The organism is Aureimonas sp. AU20, from assembly GCF_001442755.1.
GTDB lineage: Bacteria > Pseudomonadota > Alphaproteobacteria > Rhizobiales > Rhizobiaceae > Aureimonas.
In genome coordinates this window covers 1,597,060-1,619,757 of the sequence record NZ_CP006367.1, presented here as the reverse complement: position 1 = coordinate 1,619,757, position 22,698 = coordinate 1,597,060, and the positions used below count along the sequence as shown (strand labels likewise).

14 protein-coding genes and 1 tRNA gene are annotated in these 22,698 nt (G+C 67.7%); 6 read left to right on the top strand and 9 right to left on the bottom strand.

The window, feature by feature from the left end; all coding sequences use genetic code 11:
- Positions 1 to 38: 38 nt before the first annotated feature.
- Positions 39 to 980, bottom strand: coding sequence for a choline ABC transporter substrate-binding protein (gene choX / locus M673_RS07080; RefSeq protein ID WP_061974822.1), 942 nt, complete (start codon positions 978 to 980; stop codon positions 39 to 41).
- A gap of 263 nt (positions 981 to 1,243) precedes the next feature.
- Between choX and M673_RS07075 the strand changes: the two genes are divergently transcribed.
- Positions 1,244 to 1,609: a TfoX/Sxy family protein gene (locus tag M673_RS07075; RefSeq protein WP_061974820.1), complete on the top strand. Its 366-nt coding sequence runs from the start codon at positions 1,244 to 1,246 to the stop codon at positions 1,607 to 1,609.
- Here the strand turns inward: M673_RS07075 and M673_RS07070 are convergent.
- A complete protein-coding gene (locus tag M673_RS07070; protein ID WP_061974818.1) occupies positions 1,604 to 4,753 on the bottom strand; it encodes an efflux RND transporter permease subunit in 3,150 nt (1,049 codons plus the stop codon). The two genes, M673_RS07075 and M673_RS07070, sit on opposite strands and share 6 nt — an antisense overlap.
- Before the next feature lie 3 nt (positions 4,754 to 4,756).
- Positions 4,757 to 5,893 (bottom strand): efflux RND transporter periplasmic adaptor subunit, encoded by a 1,137-nt coding sequence (locus M673_RS07065; RefSeq protein WP_061974816.1) that lies wholly within the window; start codon positions 5,891 to 5,893, stop codon positions 4,757 to 4,759.
- A gap of 294 nt (positions 5,894 to 6,187) precedes the next feature.
- On the opposite strand from M673_RS07065, the gene M673_RS07060 reads away from it, so the two are divergent.
- From M673_RS07060 to M673_RS07045, 4 genes are all read left to right on the top strand, one after another.
- Positions 6,188 to 7,396 (top strand): ABC transporter permease, encoded by a 1,209-nt coding sequence (locus tag M673_RS07060; RefSeq protein ID WP_061974814.1) that lies wholly within the window; start codon positions 6,188 to 6,190, stop codon positions 7,394 to 7,396.
- Positions 7,393 to 8,334: an ABC transporter ATP-binding protein gene (locus M673_RS07055; RefSeq protein WP_061974812.1), complete on the top strand. Its 942-nt coding sequence runs from the start codon at positions 7,393 to 7,395 to the stop codon at positions 8,332 to 8,334. Before M673_RS07060 ends, M673_RS07055 begins: the two co-directional genes overlap by 4 nt.
- Entirely contained in the window at positions 8,331 to 9,065 is a 735-nt protein-coding gene (locus M673_RS07050; protein ID WP_061974810.1) for an ABC transporter permease, read from the top strand. Before M673_RS07055 ends, M673_RS07050 begins: the two co-directional genes overlap by 4 nt.
- 121 nt (positions 9,066 to 9,186) lie before the next feature.
- Positions 9,187 to 9,263, top strand: a tRNA-Arg gene (locus tag M673_RS07045).
- Positions 9,264 to 9,541: 278 nt separating this feature from the next.
- Here M673_RS07045 and M673_RS07040 read toward each other — a convergent pair.
- Genes M673_RS07040 through M673_RS07030 form a run of 3 tightly spaced genes read right to left on the bottom strand, consistent with a single transcriptional unit; the run spans position 9,542 to position 11,996 of the window.
- The gene (locus tag M673_RS07040; protein WP_061974808.1) at positions 9,542 to 10,489 is read right to left on the bottom strand and encodes a plasmid partitioning protein RepB C-terminal domain-containing protein; all 948 of its coding nucleotides are present in this window, start codon (positions 10,487 to 10,489) and stop codon (positions 9,542 to 9,544) included.
- Positions 10,486 to 11,349, bottom strand: coding sequence for a ParB/RepB/Spo0J family partition protein (locus M673_RS07035; protein ID WP_202814301.1), 864 nt, complete (start codon positions 11,347 to 11,349; stop codon positions 10,486 to 10,488). The genes M673_RS07040 and M673_RS07035 overlap by 4 nt, the downstream gene beginning before the upstream one ends.
- 29 nt (positions 11,350 to 11,378) lie before the next feature.
- On the bottom strand, positions 11,379 to 11,996 hold the full coding sequence (locus M673_RS07030) for a recombinase (protein WP_148639992.1): 618 nt from the start codon (positions 11,994 to 11,996) through the stop codon (positions 11,379 to 11,381).
- A gap of 372 nt (positions 11,997 to 12,368) precedes the next feature.
- Between M673_RS07030 and M673_RS07025 the strand changes: the two genes are divergently transcribed.
- Complete coding sequence (locus M673_RS07025; protein WP_187301307.1) at positions 12,369 to 14,225, top strand: calcium-binding protein; 1,857 nt, start codon at positions 12,369 to 12,371, stop codon at positions 14,223 to 14,225.
- A gap of 554 nt (positions 14,226 to 14,779) precedes the next feature.
- On the opposite strand, the gene M673_RS07020 is transcribed toward M673_RS07025, so the two are convergent.
- Genes M673_RS07020 through M673_RS07010 form a run of 3 tightly spaced genes read right to left on the bottom strand, consistent with a single transcriptional unit; the run spans position 14,780 to position 22,535 of the window.
- Positions 14,780 to 17,896 carry an efflux RND transporter permease subunit gene (locus tag M673_RS07020; RefSeq protein ID WP_061974800.1) on the bottom strand — a complete coding sequence of 1,039 codons (3,117 nt, stop codon included), beginning with the start codon at positions 17,894 to 17,896 and terminating at the stop codon, positions 14,780 to 14,782.
- A complete protein-coding gene (locus tag M673_RS07015) occupies positions 17,893 to 20,991 on the bottom strand; it encodes an efflux RND transporter permease subunit (protein WP_061974798.1) in 3,099 nt (1,032 codons plus the stop codon). The genes M673_RS07020 and M673_RS07015 overlap by 4 nt, the downstream gene beginning before the upstream one ends.
- The gene (locus M673_RS07010) at positions 20,988 to 22,535 is read right to left on the bottom strand and encodes an efflux RND transporter periplasmic adaptor subunit (RefSeq protein ID WP_082639217.1); all 1,548 of its coding nucleotides are present in this window, start codon (positions 22,533 to 22,535) and stop codon (positions 20,988 to 20,990) included. Before M673_RS07010 ends, M673_RS07015 begins: the two co-directional genes overlap by 4 nt.
- Between the last annotated feature and the right edge of the window lie 163 nt (positions 22,536 to 22,698).

Genomic DNA, 22,698 nt, shown 5'->3' with positions numbered 1-22,698 from the left:
CCCGGTGTGGGCGCCGCCGGTAGGAATGGCAATGGCGCTCAGGCGCCGATCTTGGCCTTGACGGCGGCAAGGCCCGGCTGGCCGTCCAGCGTCGTGACGCCGGCAAGCCAGGGCTCCAGAACCGCCGGGTTCTTGGCGAGCCAGCTTTTCGCGGCCTTCTGCGGGTCGGTGCCCTCGGCCAGCGCCGCCATCATCTCGTTCTCCATGCCGATCTCGAAGCGCAGTTGCGAGAAGAGCTTGGCGGCGTTGGGGCAATCCGTGGCGTAGCCCGTGCGCGCGAGGGTGAAGACCTCCGCGCCGCCGTAGTTCGGGCCGAAGAACTCGTCGGCGCCGGAGAGATAGGTGATGCCGATATTGTTCATCGGATGGGGCGCCCAGCCCAGGAACACGATCCAGTCCTTGGAGCGGGCGGCGCGCTGAACCTGCGCCAGCATGCCCTGCTCGGAGGAATCCACCAGCTTCCAGCCCTTCAGCGCGTAGGCCGGCGCGTCGATCATCGACTGGATGTTGGTGTTGGCCGGCGCGCCGGGCTCTATGCCGTAGATCTCGGACTTGAACTTGGCTGCATTGGCGGCAAGATCCTTCACGTCCTTGACCCCGCCCTCGGCCACGTAGTTCGGCACGGCGAGCGTGAACTTGGCGCCTTCGAGATTGCGGGTCAGCACGTCGGCCGCCTTCTTGGCCTCCAGCTCATCGCGGAACTTCTTCTGCGCCGGCATCCAGTTGCCGAGGAAGATGTCGGTCTGCTTGTTGGCGAGCGCCTGATAGCCCACCGGCACGCCGAGCGTCTCGACATCGGCCTTGTAGCCGAGCCCATCGAGCACGACGCTGGCCAGGGCGTTGGTGGAGGTGATGTCGCTCCAGCCGGGGTCTGACAGGCGCACGGTCTTGCAAGCGGGCGCATCGGCGGCAAGGGCCGCGCCGGCCAGCGAGGCGGAAGCGCAGAGGGCGGCGAGAAGCGCGCGGGCGGGGCGAATCATGGGCGGTCTCCTTATGGGCCATTCATGGGCCATGTCGCCACGCGGCGACGCTCACCCCGCATCAGGACCGAGTGCGTGACGCCTTTCAAGGTCATTTCGATCGCTTATGACTGGCCGGCGGGGATTTGCCGCTCTTGCGCAAGCGCTTCGTCGCATCCGGAACAGGATCGAATCGAAAGCCGCTCATGTGGCGGAGCCCGCCGCCTTTCTCCCCGCTCCGCGCGAAGCTAGGGTCGCGGCCGGGCGCGGACGGGAGCGGGATAGTGGACGACGCAAGCATCGAGGAGATGTTCGAAGGACTCGGCCCGGTCGGCATTCGCCGCATGTTCGGCGGCAAGGGCATCTACCGCGACGGGTTGATCGTGGCGATTGATCTGGCGGACGAGATCCTGCTGAAGGCCGATGCCGTCAGTGCGCCGCTTTTTGCCGCTGCCGGGGCGCGGCAGTGGAGCTACGAGGGCAAGGCGGGAAAGCCGGTGCTGATGCCCTACTGGTCCATCCCGGACGAGGCGCTGGACGACCCGGAAAGCCTGACGACATGGGTTCGCCTCGCCTTCGAGGCAGCATTGCGCGCAGAGGCCGCCAAGCCCAAGACGCCGCGTCGTCGAAAGCCCGACTCAGGGCTATAGCCTTGACGCTTGATCCAGCGAGGGGTCGTCCGGCGAGCGCGGCAGGAAGCGGCGGGTGCGCCGCTTGAACCCGTCGAGATAGGTCAGCACCACCGGCACGAAGATCAGCGTCAGCACGGTGGACGAGACGAGGCCGCCGATGACGGCATGGGCCATGGGCGCGCGCTGCGCCCCGCCTTCGCCAAGGCCCAGCGCCAAAGGCAGCATGCCGAAGATCATGGCGAGCGTCGTCATCACGATGGGCCGCAGGCGCACCGCGCCCGCCTCCGCCAGACTGTCGCGCAGCGACAGGCCCCTGCCCCGCGCCTGGTTGGAATAGTCCACCAGGAGGATGGCGTTCTTTGTCACGAGGCCCATCAGCATGATGAAGCCGATGATGGAGAAGATGTTGAGCGTCGAGCCCGTGGCGAAGAGGGCCAGCAGCACGCCGATCAGCGAGAGCGGCAGCGACATCATGATCGCCACCGGCTGGAGGAAGGAGCCGAACTGCGAGGCGAGAATGAGATAGATGAAGATCACCGCCAGCCCCAGCGCCTGGACGGCGTAGCCCGTGCTTTCGACCATGTTCTCCGCGTCGCCGCCGAAGGAGACGCGATAGCCCGCCGGCAGCTGCAGCTTGGCAATCTCCTTTTGCAGATCGGCCGTGACCTCGCCCAACGCCCGGCCCGAGACGTTGGCCGAAATGCGCACCTCGCGCTGCAGGTCGCGCCGGTTGATGGAACTGGCGGCCACGCTGTCCACCACGTCGGCCACCTGATCGAGCGCCACGGTGACCGGGCGGTTCTCGGCGTCGCGCCGACCCGTGGCGATGGTCAGCGCGCGAAGCTGCTCAGCGCGGGCGCGCCCTTCTTCGGGCAGGCGCACCATGACATCGTAGGTCTCGCCGTCCGGCGCATTCCAGACCGAGACGGCATCCCCCGCCACCAGCGGGCGCAGCGTGTCGCCGATCTCGGTCAGCGTAATGCCGAGATCGCTCGCCGCCTCGCGCCGCACACGCACGGCCAGCGTCGGCTGCTCGTCCTCGATCGAGGACTCCACCTCGATCGCGCCGGGAATGGCGCGCAGCGCCGTGGTGAGTTGGTCCGACAGCCGCTTCAGCTCGGCCGGGCTTTCGCCAAGCACCGAGAATTGCAGCGGCTTGGACGAAGCCCCGCCACCGCCTCCCCCGCCCATGGAGCTCTGATTGAGCGAGACGGTAAGCCCGGCGATGCGCGACAGGCGAGGGCGCAGCGGCTCGATCAGTTCGGCGGTCGAGCGCGTGCGCTCCGCGATCGGCTTCAGCGTCACGGCGATGCTTGCCGCGTTGTAGCCGCGCGAGCCGCCGGAATTGATCGTGGAATAGGTGGTGGCGACCTCGGGAAGCGTGCGCAGCACGGCCTCGACCTGGCCCACCTTCATCGCGGTGTAGTCGAGCGAGGAACCTTCCGGCGCCTCCAGCGACACGCTGAACTCGCCATTGTCGCCCTCGGGCAGGAACTCCGCGCCGATGCGCGGCACCAGCATGAGGCTTCCCACGAAGATCGCGAGTGTCACTGCCACGGTCACGATGCGATGGCGGAAGCTCCAGCGGATGATGCCGGCATAGGCGCCCGACAGGCGCTCGAAGCCTCGGTCGAAGCGCGCCACCAGACGGCCGACCGGCCCGCGCTTGGCGCCCGCATGGGCGTGCGGATCGTACCAGACGCTGGAAAGCATCGGGTCGAGCGTGAAGGACACGAAGAGCGAGATGAGAACGGCCACCGAGACGGTGACGCCGAACTGGAGGAAGAAGCGCCCGATGATGCCGCCCATGAAGGCGACGGGCAGGAACACGGCGACGATCGAAAGCGTCGTCGCCAGAACTGCAAGGCCGATCTCGTTGGTGCCGTCGAGCGCCGCCTGACGGTGGCTCTTGCCCATGGCGAGATGGCGCGTGATGTTCTCGCGCACCACAATCGCGTCGTCGATCAGGATGCCGATGGCGAGCGAGAGCGCCAGCAGCGTCATCGTGTTCAGCGTGAAGCCGAAGGCATGAACGACCGCGAACGTGCCGATCACCGAGATCGGCAGGGTGAGCCCGGTGATGACCGTGGAGCGCCAGGAATTGAGGAACAGGAAGACGATGGCGACCGTCAGGCAGGCGCCCTCGATCAGCGTGCGCTGCACTTCTGAAACCTGGGCCGAGATGGCGCGGGAATTGTCGCGCGAGATCGCGAGCTCGAAGCCCTGCGGCCCGAGCTCCGCCTGGAGCTTACCGATTTCGGCGCGCAGCGCGTTCGCGACCTCCACCGTGTTGGCGCCCTGCACCTTCACCACATCGACGCCCAGCGCCTGCACGCCGTTGCGCGCCGCGCGGCTGGTCAGCTCCGCCCCGCCCTCGCGCAGGGTGGCGAGGTCGGCGAGATAGATCGGCGCGCCGCCCTCGCTCGCCACGATGATGCGCTCGAAGCCGGCGACATCGGCGATCCGCCCTTCCACCGTCACGGTGCGCTGGTCGATGCCGGAAATGAGCGAGCCAGCGGCGATGTCCTGGTTCTCGCGCCGGATGGCGGTGAGCACCGCCGAGGTGCCGACGCCCAGCGCCTCCATGCGCTCGGGATCGAGCAGGATCTGGATCTGCCGCTTGGCGCCGCCGATAATGGCGGTCTGACCGACGCCGGTGACGACATTCAGCCGCTTGGTGACGATCTGGTCGGCGATCGTGGTGATTTCGGTCAGCGAATGCGTGGCCGAGGACATGGCGAGCGAGAGGATCGGCTGGTCGTCCGGGTTGAAGCGGGTGACCTGCGGCGTGTCCACCGCGTCGGCGAAGCCCGCCTCCAGGCGCGAAACGCGGTCGCGCACCTCCTGCGCCGCGACGCCGGAATTGGTCTCTAGCGTGAACTCGACGATCACGAGCGAGCGGCCCTCGTAGGTCTGCGAGGAGACCGTATCGACGCCGCCGATCGTGTTCACCGCCTGCTCGATCGGCCGCGTCACCTCCGATTCCACCGTCTCGGGCGAGGCGCCGGTATAGGTCGTGGAGACCACCACCACTGGCAGGTCCACTTGCGGGAACTGCTCGACGCCCAGCCGGGAATAGCCGAACAGGCCGATCACGACGATCGCCGCCATCATCATCGTCGCGAAAACGGGATGGCCGACGCTGATGCGGGTGAGGAACATGGGTTAACCCAAATCCGCGATGGAGACTTCCACGTCGGGCTTGAGATCAGGCAGCGGCGCGGTGACGACGACGTCGCCCTCCGCCACGCCGCGCGCCACCTCCACCAGACCCCGGTCGGCGAAGTCCGCGCCGAGTTGCACGGGCTGACGATGGAGTCGGCCGCTCCGCGCGGCGAGAACGAAGGCGCCCTCCTCGTCGCGCCGGATGGCCCCGGCGGGAAGCGCGATCACGTCGGGAAAGGACTCGACCTCGACCTCGCCCGTGGCGAAGAGGCCGCCGCGCAGGAGACCTTCGCCGTTGGGCACGCTGAGATAAACGCGCACGGCGCGCGAGCCGGCGACGGCGACCGGCGCGATGCGCGTAACGCGCGCCTCCACCATCCGGCCGGAAGAGCCCTCGACCCGCATATGGGCGGTCTGGCCGAGGCGCACGTCGGCGATCCGGCTGGTCGGCACCAGCGCCTCGATCTCCATCTCGCTGAGGTCCACGACCTTGAAGAGCTGGGTGTTGACCGGCACGCTCTGCCCCGGCTCCACCGAGCGCTCCGACACGATGCCGGCAAAGGGCGCCTTGACCTCGGCATCGCTCAGCGACTTGCGGGCGTCGGCGACGCCCGCTTCCAGCCCGCGCACCTCGGCCTCCAGCCCCAGAAGCTCGGCCTCGGCCTGCAGCAGCGTCGCCTCGGAGGAGATGCCCGCCGAGCCGAGCCGCCGGCTGCGCTCCAGCGTCGAGGCCGCAAGCCGCCTCTGCGCCTGCTTGGCTTCCAGCGTCGCCTCCTGCGCGGCGAGCGCGGACCGCAGCACCACCGTGTCGAAGCGTGCGATCACCTCGCCGGCCTCGACCTCCTGCCCCACCTCGGCGCCGACTTCGGCCAACTGCCCGGAGACCTGCGCGTTGACGGCGCCGACGCGCCGGGGCTCCGCCGAGCCGGACACGCGCACCGTGCGGGTCAGCGTCTGCGGCGCGACCTTGGCGACCTCCGCACCGGCCAATTCAACGCTCTGCGGCGGCGCCACCGTCGCGGCCGCCGCCTGGGGCGCGGCCGGCGACACCTCGCGCGCGCGGCTCCAGCCGATCGCCCCAGCGACGCCGCCGGCGAGAAGAAGAACGATCAGACCTGTGCGGAGCCTGCCGGCCATGCCAATTCAACCCAAAATTCAAATGTGCAACTTATCGTCTAGCCGGAAAGAACGGCCGTGGCATGACGTGGCGGTTACGAAACATTGCGTCAACGCCCAGCCGGGCAAATCCACTTGCGGCATCATGGCGGCCCGCCTTGCTTCGGATTCTAAGGGGCTACCGATGACGCGGGCGTTCCGCGCGCCATAATCTCCAGAAGCGGAGCCTTTCGGAAACGCCAAGCGTCATGGCGCGACACGGGGCTGGCCTCGGCCGTTCCCGACCATTCGAGACTAGCGGAGAACGAGCGGCGGATGGCATCCCTGGAGGCGGAGATACGCGAGACCGCCCGTGCCCCCGCGCGCGGCCCCGACAGGCTCGGCCTTCTCCTGGTCGGCCTCGGCGCCGTGGCGCTCGCGGTTCTGCCCTTCGCCACCTTTCGCGCCAATCGCATCGTGCCCGGCCAGGGGCGTGGCTTGTTCGAAGCGATCGCGCCCTCCTTCGCCTGGCCCCTCGCTCTGGCGCTCGGCCTCGTCGCCCTTGTGGCGCTCTGGCGCAGCCCGCCGGTTCTTCGCCTCGTGGCGGCGCTGGCGGGTCTCGGTCTGGTGCTGGTCGGGCTGGGCCTCGCGCCGGCGCATCTGACACCCGCCGGCAACACCTATGCCCGCGTCGCGCCCGGTTCGGGCTTCTGGCTGCTCGTCTTCGCCCTGGCTCTGCTGGCGACCGACGCCTTGGCGCGGCTGCGCCCGCCACCGCTTCTGCGCGTCGCTCTGCTCGCCGCCGCCGCGCTCGCGCTTTTCGTTCTGTTCCGGCTCGGCCTGTGGGACGATCTGTCGGTGATGAAGGAGTATCGCCCGCGCGCCGACGCCTTCGCGCGCGAACTCGGCACCCATGCGGTTCTGGCGCTCGGCTCGCTTCTGGCGGCGGTCGCGGTCGGCCTGCCGCTCGGCATTCTCTGCCACCGCGCCGCCGTGCTGCGCGAGCCCGTGCTCGGTCTTCTCAACATCGTTCAGACCATTCCCTCCATCGCCTTGTTCGGCCTCCTGATCGTGCCGCTCGGCTGGGTGGCGTTGAACGTGCCGGGCGCGCGGACGCTCGGCATTGCCGGCATCGGCGCGGCGCCCGCCCTCGTGGCGCTGTTTCTCTATTCCCTCCTGCCGATGGTGGCGAACACCGTCGCGGGCCTCGCCGCCGTGCCCTTCGCCGCGCACGACGCGGCGCGGGGCCTCGGCATGACGGCCGGCCAGCGCCTGTTTCGCGTCGAGCTGCCGCTGGCTCTGCCGGTGATCCTGACGGGCGTGCGGATCACGCTGGTCCAGAACATCGGTCTTGCCACCGTCGCGGCGCTGATCGGCGGCGGCGGTCTCGGCGTGTTCGTGTTCCAGGGCCTCGGCCAGACGGCGATGGACCTCGTCCTTCTCGGCGCGCTGCCCACCGTCGCCCTCGCCTTCTCGGCCGCCGTCTTGCTCGATGCCGCCGTCGAGCTCGTCCAAATCCCCCAGACCCAAGGATCGTCCGCATGATCGAATTTCGCGACGTCTCGAAAGTCTATGACGGCAAGGCGGTGGTGGATCACGTCAGCCTCGTGGTCGAGCCGCGCACGATCTGCACGATCGTCGGCGCCTCCGGCTCGGGCAAGACCACGCTCATGCGCATGGTCAACCGCATGACCGAGCCGAGCTCCGGCCAGGTGCTGATCGACGGCGAGGACAATCGCTCGATCGACGGGCCGGAGCTGCGCCGGCGCATCGGCTACGTCATCCAGAACCACGGGCTGTTTCCGCATCGCACCGTGGCCGAGAACATCGCGACCGTGCCCAACCTCCTAAAATGGGAGCGGCCGCGCGTCGAGGCACGCGTGGAGGAGCTTCTTCATCTCTTCGGGCTGGCGCCCAAGGACTATGCCGCGCGCTATCCGCACCAGCTCTCCGGCGGCCAGCAGCAGCGCGTCGGTGTCGCCCGCGCGCTCGCCGCCAAGCCCGCCATCCTTCTGATGGACGAGCCCTTCGGCGCGCTCGACCCGATCATCCGTGCCCGCGCGCAGGCCGATCTCCTCGCCGTGCAGAAGGCGACCGGCACGACCGTCGTCCTCGTCACCCACGACATGGAAGAGGCCGTCCATCTCGGCCATCGCATCGCCGTGATGGAAGGCGGGCGGTTGCGCCAATGCGCCTCTCCTGCCGAGATCCTGGCCCGCCCGGCCGACAGCTATGTCGAGGAGATGCTGGGCGCCAACGATCGTGCCTTCAAGCTTCTGTCGCTCGGCACGCTCGCCGATCTCGTGGAGCCGGGCGCCGCCTCCGGCGCGCCGCTCAGCACAGACACCAACCGGCGTGATGCGCTGGCCGACCTTCTCTGGTCCAACCGGGGCGCGGCGCCGGTGACCGATGCCTCGGGCCGCCTGCTCGGCATCGTGCGCACCTCGGCGCTGCTTCGCTCCGCCGCGAGGCCCGCTTCGTGACACGTCTTCTGGCGCGGCTCTGGCGCCTCGCCCTCCTGGCCTTGCTTCTGGCCTTTCTCGTGCGGCCCGGTCTCTACGAGCCGTTGCTGCGACCCCTGACAAAGAACGGCGCGCCGGCGATCTACGACAAGGGAGACCTTCTCGCCCTCACCCTGTCGCATCTGAAGATCACGGGCCTCGCGACGCTCGCCGCCGCCTGTCTCGCCGTCTCGATGGCGATCTTCGTCACGCGGCGCGCGGGGGCGGAGTTCCTTCCCCTGTCGCGCTCGGTGGTCAATATCGGCCAGACCTTTCCGCCCGTCGCCGTGCTGGCGCTGGCCGTGCCGGGTATCGGCTTCGGCGAGGCGCCGACCCTCGTCGCCCTTTTCCTCTACGGTCTCCTGCCGATCTTCGAGACCACGATCGCCGGTCTCACCGGCGTGCCCCGGCCGGTGCTGGAAGCGGCGCGCGGCGTCGGCATGACGCCCTGGCAGCGCCTCGTGCGCGTCGAACTCCCCCTCGCCCTGCCGCTCGTCGTCGCCGGCCTGCGCCTTTCGGCGGTGATCGGCCTCGGCACGGCGACCATCGGCTCGACGGTGGGCGCCCGCACGTTGGGCGAAGTGGTGATCGCCGGCCTCCTGTCGGACAATCTCGCCTTTGTCGTGCAGGGGGGCGCGATCGTCGGCGCCCTCGCCGTTCTCCTCAACGACACGCTCGCCTGGCTCGAACGCCGCCTCGCCCGCGCCATCTGAACCCCACTCGCGAGGCCAAGCGAGCCGCGAAGCCCAAGATCGCACCTTGCCTGCCCCGCCGTCCTCCTGTAAGGAGTTTGGCACGTCCCGAGCCAGCCTCGGAACGCGGCCGTCAGGTCAGGCACCCGTAGCTCAGCTGGATAGAGTGTCGCCCTCCGAAGGCGAAGGTCACAGGTTCGAATCCTGTCGGGTGCGCCAACAAAATCGATCGGTTTTGTATAGAGCCGCGAACCAGTACATCATCAACCCATATGGGATTGTTGGGCGGTCCGGGGTCGCTTTCAGCGCTTAGCTGATACGCTTTTAAAGTGTCACAGGCGGTGCCTCTACCAGCTCGTTCGGCCAGTAAAATCTCGTCAGGCCTGATGGGCTCCTCCGAGCGAGCGCGCCGCGATTTCCATCGCCGCGCTCGATCCACGCAGGGTGTGGCGTTTCCCGCAGTTCCCGCGCTTACCGGGTCTAGGTCCCCGTATGGCTTACTCTGCCGCGATCGGTGGGATCGCGAGCGAACTGATCTCAGCGATGGACTGAAGCTCACCCAGGTACTCCTGTCGGTGAAGGCTTAGCCAACGCACGATCCGCGCGTTGCCGAGCAGCTTTGCGACGTAGCCCTTGGCGACGGTGAGGTGCAGGTTGTCGATGCTATAGGTTTCTTCAACCGACTTTACCTGCGTTTGCAGGCTGGCCAGTTCTCGTTCCATCCGTGCGATTTGCCCAGCAGCGGCTGCCGACGCGCCGCCAAGTTTCGGCTTTCGGAGTTGGACGAGCTGCTTTTCAGGCGTCGCGACCAGAAGGGCTTTGGCGAACGCGACGCTGAAGTTGTTCTGTCCGATCATCAGCTCGGCCGCCTCGATCTGACGCGCCGGCATCATGCGCCGCAGTTGATCGAAGACCGCACCAGGACAGATCGTATCCTTCAACAACTCAACCGCTGCCGCACAGATACCGTTCAGCATGCGGAACTTGCGACGAACGGATACGACCTCGATACTCAACGCCTCCGCAATCAACTCTTCAGGCACGCCTCGCTTGACGGCAAGCGCGATCATCTTGTGCTCTTGAACGGCGGCCAAGCGATTGATCCGCTTGTTATAGGTGTAGCCTTCGTCGTCGGTGGATACGAGACATTCGACCTCCGTCTGGCCAAGATCCTTCAGCGCTTCCACGCGAATATGGCCATCGAGCAGGAAGTAGGTACCGGGATGACCTGGATCGGGCGCAATCGCCGGCGGCTCGACGAGACCGATCATCTTCACGGACGCGAGGATCTGAGCGTATTTGCGACTTTCCTTCATACCTGGACGGAAGGTGCGCAACGGTACCAACCTGTCTAGAGGAACGATGATCGTCTCACGTTCGAAACCGAGCCGAACACCGCCATCGTCGTTGACGCTTGGATCGTCTCCGTCTTTCTCCCCGCTCATGCTGCTTCTCCCGCGATGCGTTTCGCCAAAGCACGCGGCATCGTCTCCAAGTGCTCCGCTCGTAGCAGTGTCACGAACCCGTCGTCAGACAGGAGGTCCTTGAGCGCTTCCACCAGGAACAGGAGCTTGGCGTGCGTGAAGTCGGACTTTTTGGCGATCAGACGCTGCTTCTCGGCTTCGCGCTGATAGATCTGCATGAGATCGGCAACGGTCAGACGGCGGGACTTGCCCAGCTTTCCTCCGAGAGGGTTGTCCCGCACCGCTGCCGTTCGCATCCGACGATCGAGCAGCCGACGAAGAATGCCGACCTTCTTGCCTTTGATCTTTCCGGCAGCGCAGGCTTCCGTGAGGATATCCTGCGCCTCCGACGAACCCGCTCTTGCGATGTCGATCGCGAAGCTCACCGGGATCAGGCCGGTCTCGACCGCCGCGACCAGCTTTTCTTCGCCGCGATCGAGCAGCGTGGTGATCATGTTGACCCAACCCGCCGAGACCCCGATCTTGCGGCCAATCTCGACATCGTTGTAACCGCGCTTTTGTAAGCTACCGATCTCGCCCATGAGGTCGACCGGTCGATGCTGCCGCCGTGCGATATTCTCGACAAGGCTCATGACAAGGCATTCGGTCTCGGTTGAGTCGGCAACGAATGCTGGAGCCTCCCTCTCGCCCAGCATGCGAAGGGCTTCCAGGCGGCCCTCACCACAGATCAGGCCATAACGCTCGACCCCGTCCTCGACATAGCGTCTAACCTTGATCGGGCGCTTCAGACCGATCGCCTCGATGTTGTCGACGATCTCCTTGTGCTGGCGCTTGTTGCGCGATCGGGTGTTCAGGACGGTGATACGCGCGATCGGGATCATCTCGATCCGATGGCCTTGCCTCTTTGTCATCAAGCAGCCTCCGCGATTCGGACAGGTTCGGCGATGTCGTAGAGAAGATCGAGTGTCTCGAAGCGGTAGGCATCGAGTGCGAAGCCGTTCTCCTCGGCGAGACGCAGTTTGGGCGATGCGAGATCGATCGCGGGCAGAAGGTAGTAGTCGAGCGGCACGCGGTTGGCCGCATCCATTCGAACGGCGATCGTGATGTCTGGAAGCAATCCTGTGTCGAAGCGAAGCTGCCAGCGCAGCGAGCCAGCTTCCGTCCTTTGGCAGCGCGCGATCGTGACCGAGAGGGTGAACTCTCCGTTGACCTTTATGAGCTCGGTGTTCGAATCCTTGGTTATACGACAGCCGGTTGCTTGCAGCCCTGCCACCACTTCGCCGACGACATCCGGGTGCAAGGCGCGTAGCGCGCGGTTGATCTCGACATAGGCGTAGTCGCGGCGCGGCGTGTAGCCGACGAGCTTGTAGGCGGCATGAGCACGCTGGCGACGAGCTACAAAGCCTGGGTGACCGCAATCCAGCACGTCGAGCATGACGACCCCGATGCCGCCTTTCATCGTGAGGACAGGACAGGCCGCGTTCCCCACCTGCCCCATCTCAAATGGCCGCTTGTCCGCTTTCGCCATGCTTTGCGTGGACCGGAACTCGGCGCATCGCGAGTCCGGCTCGCGCTCGAGCGATCAGAGCACGACGCCGAAGGTCTGACCGCCGCTGAACTTGCCTGTTCGGATGCGTTGCTTTCAAACTATGGAACCGCGCAACCTCAGCTTATGTCGCCGTGCGCAAAGCACCGCACTCCTCCAAGCAGATCGGCGTCGCGAAGAACATTGATCTCGAACAAATAATTACGTATACGTAAGAGGAAAATAAGAAGCGCAGCGATTTCATGACGTTCGTAAGCAGAACGATCGAAATCGACTCGCCAAACTCCATCAATGCTGCACGCCCAGAGGCCGCGATTTCGCGGACCGGGGCGTTGGGAGGATGATGTTATGGGGATGTTCGACTATCGCCGCTTTTCCACCACGCAATCTGCCGAGCTCGCTGAAACGTCGCTGAAGATCGCGACCTTCGGCCAGCTCGATCGCATTTTCGGGATGGATATCGGTAAGATCACCAATGCGTTCGGCGGAAGCCTGCCGGACGGCCTGGCCGCCAACCGCGCCCACATCGCCCTGCCCGAGGGCTGGTCCAAGGTCGGCCCGGCCGCGCTCGGGCTGGGGCCCGAGGCCGTGGATGCCGACGGCTACTACATCATCAAGAGCCCGTTGACCGGGACCACCTATTCCGGCCCGCAGGCGCAGATCCTCGAAGAGCGCGACGCCGCCGGGCATGTCACGCGGGTGTCCATCGCGTTCTCCGGCACCAACTCGCCGGTCGATCTGCCGGATTATACGCAGCTCAACAGCGGCGAGATCGCGCCGAACATGGAGCCCTTGCTCGCCGCAGTTCGTGATTACACGCTGGCCCACGGCCTCACGGCGGACCACGTCATCGTCACCGGCTACTCGTTGGGCGCCGCCTACACCAACGTCATGGCGAAATATGCCGATACGCTGGCGGGCGGCTTCTTCGCCGACAGCAGCTATATCGCGCACGAGGTGCCCTACACCTATGAGGGGCAGGACCGTGTTCTCAACATCGGTTACGAGAACGATGTCGTGCATCGCGCGGCCGGTTCCTTCCCTTCGTTCGGCGAGGCCGTGGCGCATGCGCCGGGCTTGATGGGGCAGGATTACGCGCTCGGCTCCGCGACGGACAATCTGATCCTGTTCAGCGACGATTACGCCTCGCCCGGCTGGCCGTTCGGCCCGTTCGCGCTCTACAACATCGTCGGCGGCTGGAGCGCGCATCTGGCCGGCATCACCTCCGACGCGATCGACCGGATCACGCATTCTGCCTTTTACGACTTCACCGCGCGCGACAGTCTGGTGATCGTCTCCAACCTCAGCGGCGCCGCGCGGCCCGTGACCTGGGTGGAGGACCTGCCCCGGCCATCGGACACGCACGGCCATGTCGGCGACTCCGCCTTTCTGATCGGTTCGCAATATGACGACCGGCTGCGCGGCAATGTCGGCAACGACTATATCGACGCGATGGGCGGCGACGACACGATCCGCCCGGGGCCCGGGCAGAACCGCGTCGAGGGCGGGACGGGCACCGACACGCTGGAACTGAACGGCCGGCCCGGCGACTGGACCGTCTCCAAATTGAGCGACGGCACGCTTGCGTTTTCCTCTCCTTCCCAAGGCCTGAACATCGTCTCGGGTGTCGAGAAAGTCGCGTTCCTGAACGGGCAGCATTACGCGATCGGGGCCGATCATCTCGAGGATCAGACCTGGAGCGGCCTGCTCGACTGGCGGAACCAAGATATCGGCTTCACCTCGGCGCTTCAAGGAACGGCGGGCAACGACACGCTGACGGGATCGCGGGTCTTCGGCCTCGCCGGCAACGACACGATCACCGGGACCGCGCAGGCGGACCTGCTCTACGGAGGCGCCGGGCGCGACTGGCTGGACGGGCGGGGCGGCAACGACGCGATCTATGGCGGCGAGGGCAATGACACGCTGACGGGCGGTGGCGGCGTCGACCTCCTCAACGGCGGCCTGGGCGACGATCTCTTCGTGGTCAACGCGGCGCAGCCCGGCCGCGTCACGGTCGAGGACTTCCGCCTGAGCGACGTCGAGCACGACATGATCCGGATCGTCGGGAGCGCGTACCATACAGCCGCCGAAGTGCTCGATCATGCCGAGCAGACCGAGGACGGCGTGATGATCCATCTCGGCAGCGTGAACCTTCTGGTGGAGCACATGCTGCTGAGCAATCTGTCCTCCGACATGCTGATCGTCGGCTAAGGCCGGGGAAGCCAAGCGAAGGGGGCGCGGACGATAAGGACGCGCCTCTTTTCGGATTGGGCTTCACCGGTCGGCGGAAAGCGCAGTCGGCCGTTGGCAGGGGAAGACGATTATGACGACGACGTCGCGCCAAGGCGGTCGAGGCGGCACCGCCCTTCGGGCAACTCGGCCAGCGAAGAAGCCGTGTGTTCACCAACGGAGAAACTTGGTGGACCGTTGGTCGCTTTCGCTCGATGGGGCCGCGATGCGGACGGGGATCAGCGATTTCGCTTGGTTGTGATCCGGCCTTCTGGGGCCGGTGATCGGGCGACGTGGGTAATCGACAAGTCCTATCCGATCCATCCAGCGAGGCGGACATGAAGAGGTCTTCGGACGCCCAAGACCGAGCGATGCCCTGCTCTCGCCCCCTCCCCGATCGGCGCGCCCGCTGTCACGAGTGAAGCGGACATCGCCTAGGACGAGGCGCATGTCGTGATGGGTCTGAGCTGGCGGTCGCACGACTCGAGAGCGATCCTGCGCAGCGCAGCAGCGGCCTCCTTCGTTGGCGCGCTACACTACGATCCGCTCAACCCGGTGCCGCCCGCATGTCCCGCCGGCGAAAACTCGATCGCGGCGCGGTTCTTCCCCGCGAGGCGAGCGAAGAGGAGGTAGATGATCGGCGTGGTGTAGAGCGTCAGCGCCTGGCTGACGAGCAGCCCGCCGGCGATGGCGATGCCGAGCGGGCGATGGAGATCGGCGCCCGGTCCGGTGGAGACGATCAGCGGCAGCGCTCCGGCGAAGGCGGCGAGCGTCGTCATGGTGATCGGCCGGAAGCGCTGGAGGCAGGCTTCGAAGATCGCCTCCTCCGGAGGCAGGCCGCGCCCGCGCTCCGCCTCCAGGGCGAAGTCCACGAGCATGATGCCGTTCTTCTTCACGATGCCGATCAGAAGGATGATGCCGATAAAGGCGACGAGGGTCAGCTCCGTGCCGCTGACCCACAGAGCCAGAAGCGCGCCGAGCCCAGCGGACGGCAGGGTGGAGAGGATCGTCAGCGGGTGGACGAGACTTTCGTAGAGAATGCCGAGCACGACATAGACGGCGACGAGCGCGGCGAGGATCAGGAACGGCTGGCTGACGCCCGAGGAAGTGGCCGCCGCATCGCCCGCGAACTCGGCATGGAGCGTGTCCGGCAGGTGCATTCCCGCCACCGCCGCCCGCACCGCCGCGTTGGCCTGATCCAGCGTCGCGCCTTCCGCGAGATCGTAGGAGATCGTCACCGCCGGGAATTGGCCCTGATGGTTGACATCGACCGGCGCCTCCGCCCGCTTGATGACGGCAATGGCCGACAGCGGCACGAGCTTGCCCCCCGCGCCGGGCACCTCGATCTTGAGGACATCCTGCGGATCGCTGGCGAAATCCGGCCCCGCTTCCAGGATGACGCGGTACTGGTTCCGCTCGCCATAGATCGTCGTCACTTGCCGCTGCGCGAAGGCGTTGTTCAGCGCCGCGTCCACGGCCGTCATCGCGATGCCGAGCCGGCTGGCGGCCGATCGGTCCACCTCGACGCTGGCCTGCAGCCCGTTCGGCTCCCGGTCGCTGCTGACGTCGGCCAGCACGCCCTCCCCCCGCAGCCGCTCCTCGATGCGCGGCGCCCAGGCGGTGAGCTCGCCGAAATCGGCGTCCCAGAGCGTGAACTGATATTCGGAATCCGCGCTGCGCGCGCCGATGCGAATGTCGCTCGGCGCGTAGACCGAGCTTTCCAGGCCCGGAATGTCGGCCAAGGCCCGGCGCAGCCGGTTCACCACGATCTCGCTCGGCGGCCGCTCGGTGGCGGGCTTGAGCGACACCTGCATGGAGCCGTGATTGGCGGTGCCGAAGGTCCCGCCGCCGACCGAGGCGCCGACATTCTCCACCGCCGGATCGGCCCTCACCACGGCCAGCGCCCGGCGCTCCAGCGCGATCATGGCGGGATAGGCGATGTCGCTGGCCCCTTGCGTGCTGACCACCAGAAAGCCCGTATCCTCGCGCGGGAGCAGACCCTTTGGCACCTGCGCATAGAGCCAGACGGTAAGCCCGACGCAGATGGCGACGCTGCCGACGGCCAGCGCGCGATGATGCAGCACGCCCTTGAGCGAGCGGGCATAGAAACCGGCAAGGCCGTTCCATGCGCGGTCCGTCCCCCGCGACAGCCGGCTGGGCCGATGGCTTACATGGCGCGCGCGCATGTGATGGGCGCAGATCATCGGCGTCAACGTCAGCGACACGAGGGTCGAGACGGCGATGGTGAAGGCCAGCGTCAGCGAGAAGGTGACGAGAAAGCGCCCGGTGACGCCGCCCATGAAGAAGAGCGGGATGAAGGCCGCCATGAGCGAGACGCTGATGGCGATCACCGTGAAGCCGATCTGCCGGGCGCCCCGGCGCGCCGCCTCCATGGGCGAGAGGCCCTTTTCGAGCTGGGCCTGGATGGTCTCGATCATGACGATCGCATCGTCCACCACGAAGCCGCTGGCGACCGCGAGCGCCATGAGCGAGAGATTGTCGAGAGCCAGCCCCGAAAGCCACATGGCCGCGAAGGCGCCGGCAAAGGCGAGCGGCACGGTGACGCCCGCCGCCAGCGTCGGCGCCCCGCCGCGCAGAAAGGCGAAGACCACGGCCATGACCAGCGCGATCGTGACGAGCAGCGTACGCTGCATGTCCTCCACGCTGGCGTGGATCGTACGCGTTCTGTCCTGCAGGATGTCGATGCGGATACCGGCGGGCAGGAGCGCGCCAAGTTCGGGAACCAGCGCCTTCACCGCGTCCACCGTCCGCACCACGTTGGCGTCCGCCGCCTTGGTAATGGCGAGGATCACCGCCGGCTGACCGTTGAACCAGGCCTCGGAGCGGCGGTTGCGCACGCCCGGCTCGACGGTTGCGATGTCGCCGAGGCGCAGCGCCGTGCCGTCGGCGGCGCGAAGGACGATGGCGGCATAGTCCTCCGGCGTCGTCAGCTGCGCGTCGAGCGTGATCGCGTAGCCCGCGCCCGGCGCGTCGATCGAGCCGACCGGGCTTAGCGTATTGGCGTTGACGATAGCGTTGCGCACGTCCGCCGCCGAGAGCCCGGTCGCGGCAAGGCGCTGCGGATCGACGCGAACGCGCACGGCCGGCTGATCCGCGCCGCTGACCGACACGTCGCCGACGCCCTCCACCTGCGCGATGCGCTGGACGAGTACGCTGTCGGCGATGTCGAACACCGCGCTCGCGGTCATCGTGTCGGAGGTGAGCGCCAGGGTGAGGATGGGAGCGGCGGCGGGGTTGGCCTTTCGGAGCGAGGGCAGTCCGGGCATGTCGCTCGGCAGATCCGCGACGGCGGCGTTGATCGCCGCCTGCACGTCGCGCGCCGCGCTGTCGACGCTGCGCGAAAGGTCGAACTGGAGCGAGATGCCGGTGGCGCCGAGCGCGCTGGTGGAGGTCATCTCGGTAAGACCCGCGATGGCGCCGAGATGGCGCTCCAGCGGAGCAGCGACGCTTTCGGCCATGCTCTCGGGATCGGCGCCCGGCCGGCTCGCATTGACCCGGATCGTCGGCAGGTCCACCGCCGGCAGGCTCGCCACCGGCAGGAGATGGTAGGCGACGAGGCCGAGCAGCAGAAGGCCGATCGCCAGGAGCGTGGTGCCGATCGGCCTGTCGATGAACGGATCGGACAGCCTCACGCGGCCTGGCTCCCCGGCTTCTCCAGCGCAGGCGGCGCGAACCGGCGCTTCAAGCCGTCGAGAGCGAGGTAGATCACCGGCGTCGTGTAGAGCGTCAGAAGCTGGCTGAGCAGCAGCCCGCCGATGATGGAGATGCCGAGCGGCACGCGCAGCTCCGCCCCCGCCCCGCTGGCGAAGGCGAGCGGCAGCGCGCCGAAGAGGGCGGCCAGCGTCGTCATCATGATCGGGCGAAAGCGGAGCGTGGCCGCCTTCAGAATCGCCTCGCGCGGCGCCAGCCCCTCGCCGCGCTCCGCTTCCAGCGCGAAGTCGATCATCATGATCGCGTTCTTCTTCACGATGCCCATTAGAAGCACGATGCCGATCAGCGCGATCAGCGACAGGTCCTGCCCCGTCAGCATCAGGGCCAGAAGCGCGCCGACGCCGGCCGACGGCAGGGTGGAGAGGATGGTCAGCGGATGGACGGCGCTCTCATAGAGAAGGCCGAGCACGATATAGATCGTCACCACCGCCGCGAGGATCAGCCATGGCTCGTTGGCCGCCGAGCGGGCGAACTCCTCCGTGTCGCCGCTGGTACGCCGCTGGATGGAATCGGGCAGGCCGATGGTCCGCTCGGCCTCCTTCACGGCGGCGAGCGCGGTGCCGAGCGAGGCGCCGGGCGCGAGGTTGAAGCTGATCGTGGCGGAGGGAAACTGCTCGTCGCGGCTGACCACCAGCGGGCCGGTGCCGTAGGACAGCGAGGCGAAGGCGCCGAGCGGCACCATGGCCCCGCCGCTGCCTGGCAGATGGATCCCTTCCAGCGAGGCGGGGTCGGACTGAAAACGCGGCGCGGCTTCCAGAATGACGCGATACTGGTTGGCCTCGCCATAGATCGTGCTGATCTGGCGCTGGCCGAACGCATCGTAGAGCGTGTCGCTGACCTGCTGCATGGAGATGCCGAGCCGCGACGCCGCCGCGCGGTCGATCGCCACCGCGAGACGGCCGCCGCCCTGCTCGGCGTCGGAGGCGACATCGCTCAGCGCCGGCTCCGAGGAAAGCTGCCGCGCAAGGCGCTCGGCCCAGCCGGCCACCTCGCCCGCCTCGGCGCCCGTCAGCGTATACTGGTAGGCGCCCCGGCTCGCCCGTGTCGAGATGGCGATGTCGCGCTGGCTCTGGAACGTCGCCTGAAGGCCTGGCATGTCGGCAAGGCCAGCGCGCAGCCGCGCGATCACCTCGTCCGCGCCTATGCCCCGCTCGTCGCGGGGCTTCAGCACGAGGCTGTAGACGGCGGTGTTCAGCGTCAGGTTGGAGGCGCTGGTGCCGATCGCCGCCGTGACGCTTTTGACCGCCGGATCGGCTCGCAGCCGATCGCCGACCTTGGCCTCGATCGCCCGCATGGCGTCGAAGGACACGCTCGGCTCGGCCTCCACGGTGGCGGTGACGAGCCCGGTGTCCTGTTCGGGCAGGAAACCCTTGGGGATCGTGACGGCGAGCCAAAGCGTGAGGGCGAGCGTCGCGCCGGTCAGAAGCAGCATCAGCCGCCCGTGGCGCACGGCGAGATCGAGCGAGCGGCGATAGGCTTCGTTCATCGCGTCCATGGCGCGGTCGAGCGGGCCGGTAAGGCCGCGTCCATCGTGCCGGGGCGCACGCAGGAGCCGCGCGCACATCATGGGCGTCAGCGTCAGCGAGACGAGCGCGGAGACAACCACGGCGATGGTCAGCGTCAGCGCGAACTCCCGAAACATGCGCCCGACCAGCCCGCTCATGAACAGGAGCGGAATGAACACGGCAATCAGCGAAGCCGTGAGCGAGACGATGGTGAAGCCGATCTCGCCCGCGCCCTTCAGCGCCGCCGCCATCGGCGTCTCGCCCGCTTCCAAATGGCGGGCGATGTTCTCGATCATCACGATCGCATCGTCCACCACGAAGCCGGTGCCGATGGTGAGCGCCATCAGCGAGAGATTGTCGAGGCTGAAGCCACAGAACCACATGACGGCAAAGCTCGCCACAAGCGACAGCGGCAGGGCGATGCCGGCAATCAGTGTCGCCGAGAGCGTGCGCAGAAACAGGAACACGACGAGGATCACCAGCGCGACGCTGACGGCGAGCGTCCATTGCACATCGTGAATCGAGGCGCGGATCGTCTCGGTCCGGTCGCTCACCACATCCAGCGAAGCGCCGGCCGGCAGCGCCTCGCGCAGGCGCGGCAGCTCGCGGTTGATGTCCGCCACGGTCTCGATCACGTTGGCGCCGGGCTGGCGCATGATCTCGACCACCACCGCCGGGCGCCCCTGGTAGAAGGCGCCGACGCGGCTGTTCTCCAGCCCTTCCACCACGTCGGCGACGTCGCTGAGACGCACCGGCGCGCCGTTGCGATAGGCGACGATCAGCGCGCGATAGGTCGCGGGATCGTGGATCTGGTCGTTGGCGGCGAGCGTGAAGGACTGGCTCGACCCGTCCACCACGCCCTTGGCGCCCGAGACATTGGCGTTGGAAACGGCGTTGCGCAGGTCTTCGAGGCCGAGGCCATAGGCGGCAAGGCGCGTCAGGTCCACCTCGATGCGGATCGCCGGCTTCACCCCGCCCTGGATGCGCACGTCGCCGACGCCGGACACCTCCGCCAGCCGCTGGGCGAGGACCGTGTCGGTGAAGTCGCTGAGATCGCGCAAGGGGTAGGTGTCGGAATGGAGCGCGAGCGTGACGATGGGCGTCGCGGCGGGGTTCACCTTCGCATAGGTCGGAGGATAGGGCAGCGCGCGGGGCAGGCCGCCGGCCGCCGCGTTGATCGCGGCCTGCACATCCTGCGCCGCGCCGTCGATGTCGCGCCCGAGCTGGAATTGCAGCGTGATCTGGCTGATGCCGAAGGCGCTGGCGGAGGTCATGCCGGCCAGCGCCGGGATCTGCCCGAGCGGGCGCTCCAGCGGCGCGGTGACGAGGGCGGCCATCGTGTCGGGGTCGGCGCCCGGCAGCTGCGTGGTGACGCGGATCGTCGGAAACTCGACCTGCGGCAGCGGCGCCACGGGCAGCGAGGCGAAGCCGAGACACCCCGCGATCAGCACCGCGATGGCGAGAAGCGTCGTCGCGACCGGCCGTTGGATGAACGGGGTGGACAGGCTCATCGGGCCGGCGCGCCCGTGCCCGGTTCGGATGCGGGGGCCTGTCCGGGGGCGGAAGCCGGCGCACGCTGAAGAATCGCCTCGGGCGCGCGAGGCGCCGCCTCGCTTCCCGGCGCCGCGCGCTCTCCCGCTTCCGCCGCCTGAACCGCCGGGTCGCCCTGCCCCGGTCCCGAAGCCTCGATAGGCGTGCCGAGATCGGAGGCGCGGGCCGGCGGTGCGTCCGCCTTGGTCTTCGCTTCGGACGCGGTCGGCTTGGCATGGCCCGGTTCGGGGGGCGCCGTGCCGGCCGCCGGCGCGGCAGCGGTCGGGGGCTTGGGCCCATGCTTGCCCTTGTGGTGCTTGCCGCCGCCCGCCTCGGCGATCGGCACGGCGAGCTTGGCGGGGTCGGCCTCCTCGGGCGAGGACACGCGCACGCTCGCTCCGTCCTGCAGCCGCGCGAAGCCGGTGGTGACGACGAGCTCGCCAGCCGAGAGGCCCGCGCCGACGACGCTGGTGCGCTCGTCCTGCAGCGTCACGGTGACGGGGCGCAGCTGCACGTGATTGTCGGCCGAGACGACATAGACATAGGCCCCGGCCGGGCCGTGCTGCACGGCGGCGCTCGGCACGGTCAGGACGTCGCGCCGGGTTTCCACCAGCAGCCGCGTGTTGACGAACGCGCCCGGCCAGAGCGCCAGCGTCTCGTTAGGAAACTCGGCCTTGAGGCGCACCGTGCCGGTGGTCGGGTCCACCTGATTGTCCACCACCGTCAGCTGCCCCTCGGCCAGCACCTCGCTCCCGTCGCTCGACAGCGCGTCCACGTGGAGCGGGCCTTCGCGGCTGGCGGCGTTGACGCGCGCGAGCTGCTGCTGCGGCACGGAGAAGATCACGGCGATCGGCCGGATCTGCGACAGGGTGACGATGCCCGTCGCGTCGCCACTGCTCACCAGATTGCCGACATCCACCGTGCGAAGGCCGGTGCGCCCGCTGATCGGCGCGGTGATCGTGGTGTAGGAAAGCTGCGCCTCGGCGGCCTCGACGGCGGCCTGGTCGGCCGCGACCTGAGCCCGGTTCTGCGCCACAAGCGCCCGCTGGTTGCCGACCAGCTGCTCCGTCATGTTGCCGGACTGGACAAGCCGCTCGTCGCGCTGGAGCTCGCGTTCGGCATTGAGGAGAACCGCCTCGTCCTGCGCCTTCTTGGCGAGGGCCTGATCGCGCTGCGCCTTGTAGAGTGCGTCGTCCAGCCGGGCGATCGGATCGCCCTTCTGGAGGTCCTGCCCTTCGCGAAAATCGATCTCGGCGATCTTACCGGAGACCTGCGCGCGAACCAGCACGGAATTGACCGGCTTGGCGGTGCCGACGCCGCCGACATAGACCGGCCTGTCGGCCGTGACCGCCGGCACCGCCACCACCGGCACGGCGCGATCGCGCGCCGGCTCGGCCGTCGTCTGCGCTCCCAGTCCTGGCAGGCGCGCCAAGGCCGGCGCCAGCCAGCCCTCGCGGCCGGCATAGCCAACGACGGCGGCCGCCAGACCCAGCCCGAGAATGACGATCGTCCTGCCTGCGCTCATGTCGATTTCGGTCCGGCTCTTGTGCGCGATGCCCGTCGGCTCCGGCGCTAGCGGGTCGCCGCGAGTCGCCAGTCCGCCAACAGGCCGATTGAAGCTGAGGACTATGACGGCACGCCCCTCGGCGCATGGGAATCTTCATTAATTCTTCGATAGGAACGGCCTG